The 13,114-nt window shown below is 72.4% G+C and carries 13 protein-coding genes; 5 read left to right on the top strand and 8 right to left on the bottom strand.

Annotation, left to right across the window (positions count from 1 at the left end):
* Positions 1 to 108 precede the first annotated feature (108 nt).
* Entirely contained in the window at positions 109 to 591 is a 483-nt protein-coding gene (gene coaD / locus ACGGAQ_RS26635) for a pantetheine-phosphate adenylyltransferase (RefSeq protein ID WP_393053660.1), read from the bottom strand.
* A complete protein-coding gene (rsmD, locus tag ACGGAQ_RS26630) occupies positions 588 to 1,151 on the bottom strand; it encodes a 16S rRNA (guanine(966)-N(2))-methyltransferase RsmD (RefSeq protein WP_393053657.1) in 564 nt (187 codons plus the stop codon). Before rsmD ends, coaD begins: the two co-directional genes overlap by 4 nt.
* 304 nt (positions 1,152 to 1,455) lie before the next feature.
* Here rsmD and ACGGAQ_RS26625 point away from each other — a divergent pair, with 304 nt between their 5' ends.
* Both ACGGAQ_RS26625 and ACGGAQ_RS26620 read left to right on the top strand, forming a co-directional pair.
* Entirely contained in the window at positions 1,456 to 2,979 is a 1,524-nt protein-coding gene (locus tag ACGGAQ_RS26625; protein WP_393053654.1) for a cell wall anchor protein, read from the top strand.
* 329 nt (positions 2,980 to 3,308) lie between these two features.
* Positions 3,309 to 4,499: an LPXTG cell wall anchor domain-containing protein gene (locus tag ACGGAQ_RS26620; protein ID WP_393053651.1), complete on the top strand. Its 1,191-nt coding sequence runs from the start codon at positions 3,309 to 3,311 to the stop codon at positions 4,497 to 4,499.
* A 141-nt stretch (positions 4,500 to 4,640) separates the two neighbouring features.
* On the opposite strand, the gene recG is transcribed toward ACGGAQ_RS26620, so the two are convergent.
* Together recG and ACGGAQ_RS26610 are read right to left on the bottom strand one after the other, a co-directional pair.
* Positions 4,641 to 6,839, bottom strand: a complete 2,199-nt coding sequence (gene recG, locus ACGGAQ_RS26615) for an ATP-dependent DNA helicase RecG (protein WP_393053648.1) — start codon at positions 6,837 to 6,839, stop codon at positions 4,641 to 4,643.
* Positions 6,836 to 8,449 carry a DAK2 domain-containing protein gene (locus ACGGAQ_RS26610; protein WP_393053645.1) on the bottom strand — a complete coding sequence of 538 codons (1,614 nt, stop codon included), beginning with the start codon at positions 8,447 to 8,449 and terminating at the stop codon, positions 6,836 to 6,838. The genes recG and ACGGAQ_RS26610 overlap by 4 nt, the downstream gene beginning before the upstream one ends.
* A gap of 275 nt (positions 8,450 to 8,724) precedes the next feature.
* Between ACGGAQ_RS26610 and rpmB the strand changes: the two genes are divergently transcribed.
* A complete protein-coding gene (gene rpmB / locus ACGGAQ_RS26605) occupies positions 8,725 to 8,916 on the top strand; it encodes a 50S ribosomal protein L28 (RefSeq protein WP_007456456.1) in 192 nt (63 codons plus the stop codon).
* Positions 8,917 to 9,010: 94 nt separating this feature from the next.
* Here the strand turns inward: rpmB and ACGGAQ_RS26600 are convergent, their stop codons facing one another.
* On the bottom strand, positions 9,011 to 9,472 hold the full coding sequence (locus ACGGAQ_RS26600; RefSeq protein WP_393053641.1) for a GNAT family N-acetyltransferase: 462 nt from the start codon (positions 9,470 to 9,472) through the stop codon (positions 9,011 to 9,013).
* Between the two features lie 29 nt (positions 9,473 to 9,501).
* Complete coding sequence (locus ACGGAQ_RS26595) at positions 9,502 to 10,380, bottom strand: thiamine-phosphate kinase (RefSeq protein ID WP_393053817.1); 879 nt, start codon at positions 10,378 to 10,380, stop codon at positions 9,502 to 9,504.
* Positions 10,381 to 10,587: 207 nt separating this feature from the next.
* Here ACGGAQ_RS26595 and ACGGAQ_RS26590 point away from each other — a divergent pair, with 207 nt between their 5' ends.
* The gene (locus ACGGAQ_RS26590; RefSeq protein WP_007456453.1) at positions 10,588 to 10,821 is read left to right on the top strand and encodes an Lrp/AsnC ligand binding domain-containing protein; all 234 of its coding nucleotides are present in this window, start codon (positions 10,588 to 10,590) and stop codon (positions 10,819 to 10,821) included.
* Positions 10,822 to 11,535 (top strand): DUF3515 family protein, encoded by a 714-nt coding sequence (locus tag ACGGAQ_RS26585; RefSeq protein ID WP_393053638.1) that lies wholly within the window; start codon positions 10,822 to 10,824, stop codon positions 11,533 to 11,535.
* A gap of 49 nt (positions 11,536 to 11,584) precedes the next feature.
* Here the strand turns inward: ACGGAQ_RS26585 and ACGGAQ_RS26580 are convergent, their stop codons facing one another.
* Positions 11,585 to 12,685 (bottom strand): D-alanine--D-alanine ligase family protein, encoded by a 1,101-nt coding sequence (locus ACGGAQ_RS26580; RefSeq protein ID WP_393053635.1) that lies wholly within the window; start codon positions 12,683 to 12,685, stop codon positions 11,585 to 11,587.
* 172 nt (positions 12,686 to 12,857) lie between these two features.
* Positions 12,858 to 13,076 carry a hypothetical protein gene (locus ACGGAQ_RS26575; protein ID WP_354860075.1) on the bottom strand — a complete coding sequence of 73 codons (219 nt, stop codon included), beginning with the start codon at positions 13,074 to 13,076 and terminating at the stop codon, positions 12,858 to 12,860.
* Positions 13,077 to 13,114 lie beyond the last annotated feature (38 nt).

Here is a 13,114-nt window from a genome sequence, read left to right as displayed (position 1 = left end):
CGGCCGGGTTCCTGCTCGACCAATCATGTCGTGCCCGCCCCACCGCCGCCCCACTCACCCCAACCCGGCGAGTCGCGACATGGTCACTCCCCGCCCCCGCGCTCCGGGTCAGGGGCGGGGGCCCAGGCGGGACTGGAGGGCCTCGCGGACCGGGTCCGGGACGTGGGCGGAGATGTCGCCACCCCACTTGGCCACGTCCTTGACGAGGCTGGAGGAGAGGAACGAGTAGAGCGGGTTGGTCGGCATGAAGAGCGTCTCGACCCCGGCCAGCCCGATGTTCATCTGGGCCATCTGCAACTCGTAGTCGAAGTCGCTGACCGCCCGCAGCCCCTTGATCAGCACGCTCGCCTGCTGGGCGCGGCAGAAGTCGACGAGCAGCCCCCGGAAGGACTCGACACGTACGTTGCCGTACGAGGCGGTCACCTCGCGGAGCATCTCGATCCGCTCCTCGACGGTGAACAGGCCGCTCTTCGACTGGTTCATCAGCACGCCGACGATCACCTCATCGAACAGCCGGCTGGCACGGCCGATGATGTCGAGGTGTCCGTTGGTGACCGGGTCGAACGAGCCGGGACACACCGCACGTCTCATGATCGGCGACCGTACCAAAGGGTGGTCTCGCCGTACCGGCGACTGCGCTCGGGGGTGATCCCCTCCACCCACTCGAACTGCCTGGTGCGGCGGGACCGCTCCACCACCACCAGCGCGTCGGGCGCCAGCCAGCCGCCGTCGACAAGCGTCGTCAGCAGCGCGGTGATCTCCGCGTCCGGCACGGCGTAGGGCGGGTCGGCGAAGACCACGTCGTACGGGCCGCCGTCCGGGCCGGCGGCCAGCACGGTCGCCACCTTGCCGACGACCAGCCGTACGGCCGGGCCGGCCCCCAGGGTCGCCACGTTCTCCCGGATCACCCGGGCCGCCCGCGGATCGGACTCGACAAGCAGCACGTGTCGGGCGCCCCGGGACAGCGCCTCCAGCCCGACCGCGCCGGAACCGGCGTACAGGTCGGCGAAGCGGGCGCCGTCGAGGTCGACCTCGGACTCGACGGCGCTGAACAGCGCCTCCCGGACCCGGTCGGACGTGGGTCGGGTGCCGGCGCCGGGCGGCGCGGCGATCCGCCGGCCACCGAGCGTCCCGGCCACGATCCGGGTCACCGTCTCCTCCTGCTCATGGCCCCGACGCTACGCGATCGCCATTGGGTCCGATCAACACGGGCCGTATCGATGATCGACGGAAATGATCACTCCTCGTATATCAATGATCTCGCATCGATAACATCATTCTTAGCGGTACCTGAAGGCTGTAAGAGACGCGTCGATCTCGCTAGGGTCTGCCGGGTGCCGGTGGCGACCCGCCGGCCCACGGCTCGGGAGGGCGCCTCTCCGATCGGACGTGCAGTGACCGTCCACTGTCAGTCCCGTGCCACACCCCTGACGCTTCAGCACTCCAGGAGTACCCGTGATCCGTCCCAAGCTGTCGCTCCGGCGACCGCTGGCCGTCCTGGGAGCCGCCCTCATCGGCCTCACCGGGGTCGCCGCGGTGGCCACCCCAGCCAGCGCACACCACACCGAGATCAGCGCCACCGCCAACTGTGACCGGCAGACCGGCGAGCGCGTGATCACGTGGAAGGTGAAGAACAGCGAGACCAACAAGGACGCGACGCTTCAGAAGGTGACCTCCGACCCGGGCACCCCGGTGACCTCCCTGGTTAAGGGAGCGAAGGAAGCTAAGCCGCTGCAGGGCCTGGTCATCCCCCAGGGGTCCTCCATGCTGGCCACCCAGCGCGTGCCCAGCAACACCACCACGGCACGCCTCCAGGTGTACGCGGAGTGGATCAAGGAAGGTCAGGAGACCAAGAACCACACCGCCAACGGCGAGATCAACCTCGCTGCGGACAAGTCCTGCACGCCGGCGCCGAAGTGCGTCGAGGTCGACAAGGCCAAGTACAGCCACACCTTCGACGGCCCGAAGGGCACCGCCACCGTCAAGCTCGACGGTGACCTGCCGCTCTGCGGCGACGGCAAGCAGTACTTCACGCTGGTGTCCTACTTCGCGCCGCGGCCGCAGTTCGCCACTCCGCAGTACGTGTTCGGCACGCCGGACAGCGACTTCGTCAGCGCCAAGCAGACCGAGATCACGCTGAACGTCGAGATCCCGGACTGCCACACCCAGGTCGACCTCATCTGGGGCGACAAGGACCAGGTCATCGACGAGATCGTCGACGGCGGCAAGCGCTACGACAACAAGAAGCTGGGCTCGCCGGGCGCTCCGGGCAACCGGTCCAAGGGCCCGCAGGGCTGGTACAACGGCGGCAGCAAGAGCTGCGTCACCCCGGCCTCGACCTTCGCGTCCAAGTGCGACGGTTCGGTCGCCGTGTCGCTGAGCAACGACGGCAAGATCAGCAAGTACGCCGTCGAGTTCGAGGTCAAGGGCGAGAACGGCTTCACCAAGAAGGTCTCCGTTGCCCCCGGCAAGGCCGACACCAGCATCGTGGTGCCCGCCGCCGACGCCGGCAAGATCGAGGTTCTGGTCGACGGCAAGGTCATCGAGAACGGCACGTACTCGTGGACGCGTCCCGAGGACTGCCCGCTGCCGGCCGTCACCACCAAGGCCGACTGCAAGGAGTTCGCCCTCACCGTCACCAACCCCGAGGGTGGCCTGCCGGTGAAGACCACCTTCACCTACGGCGACAAGACCGAGACCCGTACGGTCGCGGCCGGCGCGTCGGAGACGGTGACCTTCAAGGCCGGCAAGGACAAGACGGCGATCGTCGCCCTGCCGGACATGGACCTGGAGCTGGAAGCCATCTACACGCCGGAGGGCAACTGCGGCGGTAGCGGTGGCGGCGGCAGCGACGAGCCGGGCCTCCCGGTCACCGGTGCGGCCGCGGGCGGCATCGCCGCCGGCGCGATCGCCCTGCTGATCGCGGGCGCGGTCCTGTTCGTCATCGCTCGGCGGCGTCGGGTGACCTTCACCGCCTGACGATCTGAGTAGCCCCACGGGCGCGTCGACCACCTGGTCGGCGCGCCCGTGGCGTCTCTGCGTCCTCTTCGGAGCGACACCACGCACGAACCCGTCGGTGACCGAACGACCACCATCCGCCAATCAATGATCACGAATTGATGACATTGCCGGATGGCAATGATCTGAACTCCCCTCATTCATGACCCGTCAGTACAGTCACCCACTGTCCCCGCCTCGCGCGGGAACACCCCAGCGTCGCGCGACCCCCCGGTGAGCAGACGACCCGTCCGGCCGTCCCGCCTCCCGGCCTCCCGCACGCGACCCGTTCCCCCTCACCAGGAGCCTGTGTGAACTCTCCCAAGTCTCCGTTGCGGCGCGTCGCGGCCATCGCCGCGGGTGCGCTGATCGGACTCGCCGGTGTCGGCGTTCTCGCGTCCCCCGCGAGCGCCCACTACACCAACACCTCCGGCCAGGCCGTCTGCGACACCACCACCGGCGAGTGGGTGGTGAGCTGGAAGGTCGAGAGCGTCTACCACCTCTCGTCGACCAGCTTCAAGCTGCACAGCGTCCAGCTGACGCCCGCCGGCACCACCGTCACCAACATCGTGCGGACCGAGGGCAACACCTACCCGCACCTCGTCAACACGCCGCTCACCGGCGTACAGCGCGTGCCCGGGTCGGCGACCGAGGCCACCCTCGCGGTGAAGGCCAAGTGGAACGACGGCTACAAGGAGACCACCGCGCGCACCGGCACGGTGACGTTCCGGGGCACCTGCGTGAAGGACGAGCCGCCGACCACCCCGTCGCCCGAGCCGACTCAGCCCACCCCCACGCCGACCCCGACGGTGACCACCCCGCCGACGACGCCGCCGGCCGTCACCGTCCCCACCGCCAGCTTCGCCTCCGACTGCGAGGGCGCGGTTACGGTGACGCTGGCCAACGGCGCCGACGCCACGAGCGACGCCAAGATCACCGTCAAGGCCAAGGGCTTCGACAAGACGTACACCGTCCAGCCTGGCGGCAGCAAGAACGACATCGTCGTACCGGCCAAGGCCGGCGAGATCACCGTCAGCGAGGGTGACAAGCCGATCGGCAAGCCCTACACCTGGGCGAGCCCCGAGGACTGCGTGAAGCCGGGCGAGCCCCAGGCCGGTTACGAGTCCACCTGCGACAAGCTGGTCTTCGGCTTCGCCAACCCGGAGGACGGCAAGGCCTTCGAGGTGACCCTCACCCCGAACAAGGGCGAGGCGCAGACGCGGACCGTGGAGCCGGGCAAGACCGTTTTCGTCGAGTTCAAGGCGTTCGAGGGTCTGACCGTCACGCCGGCCGCCGACGGCCTCGACGACACCAGCCCGATCGCGTGGGAGAAGCCGGCCACCTGTAACGCGGGTCAGGGTGGTGGCGACAAGGACGAGCCGGCGCTGCCGCTGACTGGCGCCGCGACCGGCGGGATCATCGCCGGTGCCGTCGCCCTGCTGGCCGCGGGTGTGGCGCTGTTCGTGGTCGCCCGCCGTCGTCGGGTGCGCTTCACCGCCTGAGTAGAACCGCAGTAGCCCGAGGGCGCGTCGACCACCCGGTCGACGCGCCCTCGGTCGTTTCCGGTTACGGCTGATTGACTCGGGATCACCGAAACGGGGTCTCCCTAGGCCGGGAAACCGGATGGGATCAGCGGGCAGCGCTCAGCCCTTCTCCAGGTACTCCGCGCGGTCCTCGTCGACGAGCGCGGCGACCGACGCGGCCAGCGCCGGGTTGCGGGTCAGCTCCGGGTCCTCCTCGACCAGGGTGATCGCCTCGGCGCGGGCGTCGCGGATCAGCTCGGTGTCGCGCTTCAGGGACAGCAGCCGCAGGTGCGAGCGGTGCCCGGACTGGGTGGCGCCCAGCACGTCGCCCTCGCGGCGCTGCTCCAGATCCAGTTCGGCGAGCTTGAAGCCGTCGCTGGTGGACGCCACGGCGTCCAGCCGTTCCCGCGCCGACGAGCCCTCGGCGGCCTCGCTGACCAGCAGGCAGAGCCCGGCGGCGGCACCCCGGCCGACCCGACCGCGCAGCTGGTGCAGTTGGGAGACACCGAAACGGCCGGCGTCCAGCACGATCATCACGGTGGCGTTCGGCACGTCGACGCCGACCTCGATCACCGTGGTCGCGACCAGCACGTCCAGGTCACCGGCCGCGAAGGAGCGCATCACCGCGTCCTTCTCGTCGGCGGGCAGCCGGCCGTGCAGGACCCCGATCCGCAGCCCGTGCAACGGCCCCTCGGCCAGCAGCGGGGCCACCTCGGTCACGGCGAGGGGCGGCCGGCGGCCGTTGTCGTCCTCGGGTGGCGGCTCCTCGTCGGACGTCGGGCCGTCACCGATTCGCGGGCACACCACGTACGCCTGGTGGCCGGCGGCCACCTCCTCGCGCAGCCGCCGCCACGCCCGGTCGAGGAAGGCCGGCTTCTCGGCGGCCGGCACCACGTGCGAGGCGATCGGCGACCGGCCCCGGGGCAGCTGGGAGAGGGTGGACACCTCCAGGTCGCCGTAGACGGTCATCGCCACCGTGCGCGGGATCGGGGTGGCCGTCATCACCAGCGTGTGCGGTGGCTGGTCGGCCTTGGCGCGCAGCGCGTCGCGCTGCTCCACGCCGAAGCGGTGCTGCTCGTCGACCACCACGAGGCCCAGGTCGGCGAAGTCGACGCCCTCGTAGAGCAGCGCGTGGGTGCCGAGCACGATGCCGGCGTTGCCGCTGGCCACCTCGCCGAGCGCCCGTCGGCGGGCCGCCGCGCCCAGCGACCCGGTGACCAGCTCCACCCGGGTGGCGTGCTCGGCGGAATCCAGCTCACCAGCCCGCCCGAGGGGCCCGAGCAGGTCGAGCATGCCGCGATAGTGCTGGGCGGCCAGCACCTCGGTGGGGGCCAGCAGCGCGGCCTGCCCGCCCGCGTCGACCACCTGGAGCATGGCCCGCAGCGCGACCACCGTCTTGCCCGAGCCGACCTCGCCCTGCAACAGCCGGTGCATCGGATGCGCGGCCGCCAGGTCGGTGGCGATCTCCACGCCGACCTCGCGCTGACCGGCCGTCAGCTCGTACGGCAACCGCGCGTCGAAGGCGTCCAGCAGCCCACCGGCGCGTGGTGGGCGGGGCCGGGCCGGCCAGTCGGCGGCCCGGTGCTTGCGCTGCACCAGCGTCAGCTGGACGGCGAACGCCTCGTCCCACTTGAGTCGTCGCCGCGCCCGGTGCAGCGCCTCCTTCGTGGACGGCCGGTGGATCTCCCGCAGCGCGGGGCCCAGGTCGACGAGGTTGCGGCTGGCGCGGACGGAGGACGGCAGCGGATCCTCCGGCGGGGTGAAGGTGTCCAGCACAACCCGTACGCAGCGGGCGATCACCCAGGTCGGGACGGCCGCCGCCGCCGGGTACACGGGGATCAGCGCGCCGGCGAACTCCTCGATCTCGTCGCTGACCGCCGCCTCGCCCTCGCCGCCCTCGCCGAGCAGCACGTACTCCGGGCCGTTGAGCTGACGTTTGCTCCGGAACTCGGTGACCTTGCCGGCGAACAGCCCCCACCGGCCCGGACGCAGCTCCCGTTCGCGCCACGCCTGGTTGCCGAAGAACGTCAGCGTCAGCAGGCCGCCGGAGCCGTCGCCGACGGTCACCTCCAGCAGGTTGCCCCGGCGCTGGCGCATCGGCCGTACGGCGGTGCGCTGCACCTGGGCCAGCACGGTGACCTGCTCACCGACGTCCAGCGACCGGATGTCGGTGTGCTCGCCGCGCTCGTCGTAGCGACGCGGGAAGTGGTAGATCAGGTCACCCGCGGTGTGCAGGTCGAGGTGGGCTGCCAACGCCTTGGCCGTCTTGTCCCCGACGAGCTTCTTCAACGGGGTGTCCACCGTGGCCGGCTCGCTCATTCGACCCCCACCAGGAGCGGATAGAACGGCTGGCCGCCCGGGTACGCCTGCACCTCGACGAACGGCCAGCGCCGCGCGACGTGCGCGCGGACTGCATCGGTGAGCCCGGCGGGGGCGTCCACCCCGGCCAGCAGGGTGACCAGCTCCCCGCCACCGCCGAGCATCCGGTCGACCACGGCGGCGCAGGTGTCGGTGAGGTCGGTGCCGATCAGGTGCACCTCCCCCTCGACAAGCGCCAGCACGTCACCGGGGCGGCAGGGGCCGGCGACCGTCAGCGCCTCCCGGCTGGCGTGGCAGACCTCGGCGTAGCGGCAGGCGCCGGCCGCCTCGGCCATCGCGATCACGTCGTCCTCGAAGCGGCGGGTGCCGTCGCGGACCGCCAGGGCCGCGAGGGCCTGCACCGGCGACCGGGTCGGCACCACGCTCACCTTGATGCCGTGCCGGTGCGCCTCGCGGGCCGCCGCGCTCGCGACCGCCTCCGTGTTGGGGTCGTTGGGCAGCACCACCACCCGGGCCGCCCGGGTGCTGCGCACGGCGTCCAGCAGCTCACCCGTGGACGGGTTGCCGGGCACCACCGTCGCGCCCTCGGCGGCGAACAGCTCCGCGATCCCGCGGCCGGTGGCCACCACCACGGCGGCCCGACCGTCCTCGGTCGGGCCTGCGGACGGCTCCGGCTGGTCGGCGAAGCGGGTCACCGAGATCCGGTACGGGCGGCCGGCGGCGACCCCCGCCTCGACCGCCGCGCCCACGTCGTTGACGTGCACGTGCACGTTCCAGGTGCCGCCCGGCTCGCGCCCGTCGCCGACGACGACAAGCGAGTCACCCAGCGCCTCCAGGGTCCGGCGCAGCACGGCCACCGCGTCGGCGGGGGCGTCGAGCAGGAACTGCACCTCGTAGGCGTACTCCTCGGAGCCGGTCTCCCGCGCGACGGTGGCCGCCGGGCGGGCGGTTCGCGGCGGCGGCGCGAGCCGGGTGGCGCTCTCCCCGGTGAGCACCTCGACCAGGGCGTCGAGCAGGACGCAGAGCCCCCGCCCGCCCGCGTCGACGACCCCCGCGCGGGCCAGGGCCGGCAGTTGCTCGGGCGTACGGGCCAGGGCCTCGGCCGCCGCCCGCGCCGCGCCGCGGGCCACCGCGGGCAGGTCGTCGCCGCTCACCTGCTCGGCCCCTGTGGCGGCCGCGGCGACGACGGTGAGCAGGGTGCCCTCCACGGGACGGCCGACCGCCGTGTACGCGGCGGCGGTCGCGGCCCGCAGCGCGACGGCCAGGGCCCGCCCGCGCACCACCGGCACGGTCACGACGGCGTCGGCGAAGCCGCGCAGGATCTGCGAGAGGATGACCCCCGAGTTGCCCCGGGCGCCGAGCAGCGCGCCCTGGGCCATCAGCCGCAGCGCGTGCCCGTGGGCGGTGGAGCCGCTGTCGGGGAGAGTGTCCAGGTCCATCGACAGGGCCTGCTGGGCCGAGGTGAGGGTGAGCACCAGGTTGGTGCCGGTGTCACCGTCGGGCACCGGATAGACGTTGAGCTCGTCGATCTCGCCCTGGTGGCGCTTGAGGGCGGCCAGCCCGCTCGCACACCAGCGGCGGACCGCGGCGGCGTCGAGGGTGTCCAGCACGGCCAGAAGCCTACTGTTGCGCACCGACACGCGTCGGACTCGTCCGGCGTGTCCGTCCGCGCCCGGTCCGACGGCGCTCCCGGGCCGGGTCGACGCCTCCGGTACGGTTGCCGCCGGGCCGGCCCACCGGCCCACCAGCAGGCCCGGGCCGGGCCGTGCACGACCGCCCGACCGGGCCGGTTGGCCGGGTCGGCGGGTCATCGGGTAACCTGACCAGGTTGCCCGGGCAGCGCCTGCCGGCGACCTCATGAACGTTTCAATCCCAGGAGTATCCCGTGGCTAGCGTGTGCGACGTCTGTGGCAAGGGACCGGGCTTCGGCCACAACGTGTCCCACTCGCACCGGCGGACCAACCGCCGCTGGAACCCGAACATCCAGTCGGTGCGTACCCCGGCCGGTGGCGGCAACACCAAGAAGTTGCAGGTCTGCACCTCGTGCATCAAGGCCGGCAAGGTCACCCGCGCCTGACGCGGCAGCACCAACTCTTCTCGTTCGGCTCAGCCGGCGGCCCCCTGCGGTCCGCCGGCTCTGTCGTGTCCGCGCCCGGGTGGGCGCCGGCCGCTCAGAGCGTGCGGCCGAAGGAGACGCAGCCCTCCGCGTCCTTGTAGAAGCCGAAGTTCGGGATCCGGTCATAACCGGCGGACGCGTACATGGCAATCGCCTCGGGCTGTTTGTCGCCGCACTCCAGGACCATCCGCTTGCGGCCCTGCTCGCGGGCCGAGCGCTCGACGGCCGCGAGGACCGTCCGCGCCACGCCGCGACCACGGGCCGCCGGGGCGGTGTACATCCGCTTCAGCTCGGCGGTGTCCGCACCGTGGCTGCGCCAGCCACCGCAGCCGACCGGCTCACCGGCCAGGTAGGCGACGAGGAACGCGCCGTCCGGCGGCTCGAACTCGCTCGCGGCGACCGGGGTGTCGTCGCCGGTGCCTCCGTAGCGGGCGCCGAGGTCGGCCAGCGCGGCCCGGATCAACTGCTGCGCCACCGGCGCGTCGAACCGCACCAGCCGGATCTCGATCTCACTCACGGTGTCCAGGATACGGCGGGCGCGCGGCGTCACCGGAAGTGGTCCCAGCCCCGGGGCCCGTCGTAGGCGCCGCCGTCGACAGTCACTCCGGCACCCTCCGTGACCAGGCCGATGGGCCGCCACTCCGGCGGCAACGCCACCGTCGCGGGGAAGGTCGCGGCCAGCGCGTGGTCCTCGCCACCGGCCAGAATCCAGGTGTACGGGTCGACGCCGAGCGCCCGCGCGGCGTCGGCCATCTGCCGGGGCACCTCGAACGCGTCGCGGCGCACATCGATCGCCACACCACTGGCCTGCGCCACGTGCCCGAGATCGGCGAGGAGCCCGTCCGAGACGTCGATCATCGAGGTCGCGCCGAGCTGGGCGGCCTGCGGCCCGGCCGGGTAGGCGACCTCCGGCCGTCGGTACGCCTCGACCAGCAGCCGGGGGGTGCGGAAGCCCCGGCTGAGCACGGTCAGCCCGGCCGCCGCGTACCCGATCCGGCCGGCCAGGGCCAGCACGTCCCCGGGGCGGGCGCCGGAGCGCACCACCGGCGCCCGGCCGCCGAGGTCACCCAGCGCGGTGACCGCGATGGTCAGGGTGGGGCTCGCCGACATGTCGCCGCCGACCACGCTCGCGCCGACCGTGGCGGCCTCCGCGGCCAATCCGTCGGCCAGGCCCTCCGCCCAGCTCGCCTGGAGGTCTGCGGGCATGCAGAGGGCGACCAGCAGGGCGGTCGGGGTGGCGCCCATCGCCACGACGTCGGCCAGGTTGGCCGCCGCGGCCCGGTGACCGACGTCACGCGCCGAGCACCAGTCCCGCCGGAAGTGCCGCCCGTCGACAAGCACGTCCGTGCAGGCGACCACCCGGGCGTCCGGCGCGGCCACCACCGCCGCGTCGTCGCCCGGGCCGAGCAGGGTCGTCGGGCCCATCGCCAACCGGGCGGTGATCCGCCCGATCAGCCCGAACTCGCCGATCCCGGCCACGCTGGCGCCACCGCCGGCGTTCGGCCCGTACTGCCCGGCACCGCCGCGCTCGCTCACCGCTGCTCCTTGACCACCGATAGGGATCAGACCTGGTCCGTAAGGTAGTTTCACCCTTCGGGCCGCTCCCGGGCGGCGACGGACGGAGGTCGAGTCGTGGTACAGGCGTACATCCTCATCCAGACCGAGGTCGGCCGCGCACGTGACGTGGCGGGTCTCATCGCGGACATCGCCGGCGTGGTACGCGTCGACGCCGTCACCGGGCCGTACGACGTGGTCGTCCTCACCGAGGCGAACACCGTCGACGAGCTCGGCAAACTCATCGTCAGCAAGGTGCAGATGGTGCCCGGCATCACGCGCACCCTCACGTGTTCGGTGGTGCGGCTGTAAGTGGACGAGATGACGACCTCCTCGGCTGCTCTGGACGACGACGGGAAGCACGAGCCGGCTGACGGGACGCGTGAGCCGGTCGACGGGACGCCCGAGCCGGCTGACGGTATCCGCGACAGCGCCGACCCGGGCGCCGACGCGCCGGCCGGCCGGGACCGGACCATCCGGGGCGCCGCCCTGCTGGCTACGTTGATCGCGCTGCCGATCACGCTGCTGGTGGCCGTGCTGGCCTTCGCCAAGCTCGCCCCGGACACGCCCGCCGCCGCGCCGAGCCCCTCGGCGAGCAGCGCACGGGCGCAATCCACCGCTCCGGTCGAGATGGCCGCCCCGGCGCTGGCCGAGCGTCCGGCCACGGTCTGCCGCGCGCTGCTCTCCCAGCTGCCGCAGACCATCCGTGACCTGGCTCAGCGCCCGGTCACGGCGGGCCCGGAGCAGAACGCCGCGTACGGCGACCCCGCGCTCACCGTGGCCTGCGGGGGCGCCGCGCCGACCGTCCCGGCCACCGACGAGGTCTGGACGGTCAACCGGGTCTGCTGGCACCCGGTGGAGGAGACCGACGGGACCGTGCTCACCACCGCCGACCGGGAGACGCCGGTCACCGTCCGCGTACCACGCTCGTACGAGCAGCCGCTGCAGTGGGTTTCGCCGATCTCCAGCGCGATCGTGGCGTCGGTGCCCTCGGGCGGCGCCATCCCCGCCGGCTGCCAGCGCTGATCCGCTGACGCGCGGCCCGTACGGCGGGCCGCGCGTCGAGGTCGGTTGCTTAGTGCAGGCCGACGCCGCGCCGCTGGGCGGTACGGATCAGCCGGTTGACCAGCTTGGGGTACTCCAGGCCGGAGGCCGCCCACATCCGGGGGAACATCGACGTCGGGGTGAACCCGGGCATCGTGTTGATCTCGTTGAGGTAGACGTCCAGCTCGGGGGTGACGAAGAAGTCGGCCCGGGCCAGGCCGGCGCAGTCCAGCGCGGTGAACGCGCGGACGGCGTACTCCTGCACCTGGCGGGTCACCCGGTCCGGCAGGCCGGCCGGGATGTCGTACTCGCAGGAGTCGTCGAGGTACTTGGCCTCGAAGTCGTAGAAGTCGTGGTCGGCGACGACCCGCACCTCGGCCAGCACGGACGCCTCGGGGGCACCGCCTGCCTCGCCCTCCAGCACGCCGCACTCGATCTCGCGGCCGACGATCGCGGCCTCGATGATGACCTTCGGGTCGAACTGCCGGGCGGTGGCGACCGCCGTGTCCAGCTCGGCCCAGTCGGTGACGCGGGTGATGCCGAACGACGAGCCGGCGCGGGACGGCTTGACGAAGACCGGCAGGCCGAGCCGCTCCTTGTCCTGCTCGCTCAGCGTCATCCCGTTGCGCAGCACCGCGTACGCGCCGACCGGGATGCCCTCGACCGCGCAGAGCTTCTTGGTGAACTCCTTGTCCATGGCGGCGGCGGAGGCGAACACGTTCGCCCCCACGTAGGGGATGCCGGCCATCTCCAGCATGCCCTGGATGGTGCCGTCCTCGCCGTACGTGCCGTGCAGGACCGGGAAGACCACGTCCACGTCGGCCAGCGCCCGGGGGCCCTCGGTCGGGTCGAGCACCATCAGCCCGTTCCCGGTCGGGTCGGCGCGCAGCACGATGTCCTCGCCGGACTCGGCGGTGATCTCCGGAAGCTGGCGGGCGTTGATGGCGAGCTGGGCGGGGTCCCCGCTGGTCAGCACCCACTGGCCGGCGCGGGTGATGCCCACCGGCACCACCTCGTACTCGTCCGGGTCGAGGGCTGCGAACACGCTGCCGGCGCTGACGCAGGAGATGCCGTGTTCCGGGCTGCGGCCGCCGAAGACGATCGCCACGCGGGTCTTGCCTGGGGTGGTCACTCCGGTCACCTCTTCGTACGCGACTGCGGCTGGTCGTGCTCGCCGGTGGCGCTCACCCGGTTGACCTTACTGTGCGTGGCGATCAGGCGCGGCGATACCCGGCGAGCCCCGAAGCGACACGGCAATCGGTCAACAGAGCATATACGGTGCGTGACGGAATGTTCGAGGCTGGTCAGTCCCCGGCGTGCCGGCGGCCGACCGCGATCACCTTCACCCGCTGCCGCCCGGCCCGCACCATGCCCAGCGCCATGAAGGCTCCGGCGATCCGGTCGGCGGCCTCCCTGCTGCTGGCGCCGACCACCTGGCGGCGGCGCTCGGGAGCGACGCGTTCGTTGCGGTCGATGCCCTCGACGGGACGTACGTCGGTGAGAACGACCAGAAAGCGGGTCATCGCCGACCCTCGTGCTGCGGGGCGAGAGACTTCGAACC

This window comes from Micromonospora sp. NPDC047557 (genome assembly GCF_043205095.1).
Lineage (GTDB): Bacteria > Actinomycetota > Actinomycetes > Mycobacteriales > Micromonosporaceae > Micromonospora.
The sequence above is the reverse complement of the archived record's forward strand: the minus strand, read 5'-3'. Positions and strand labels throughout refer to the sequence as shown.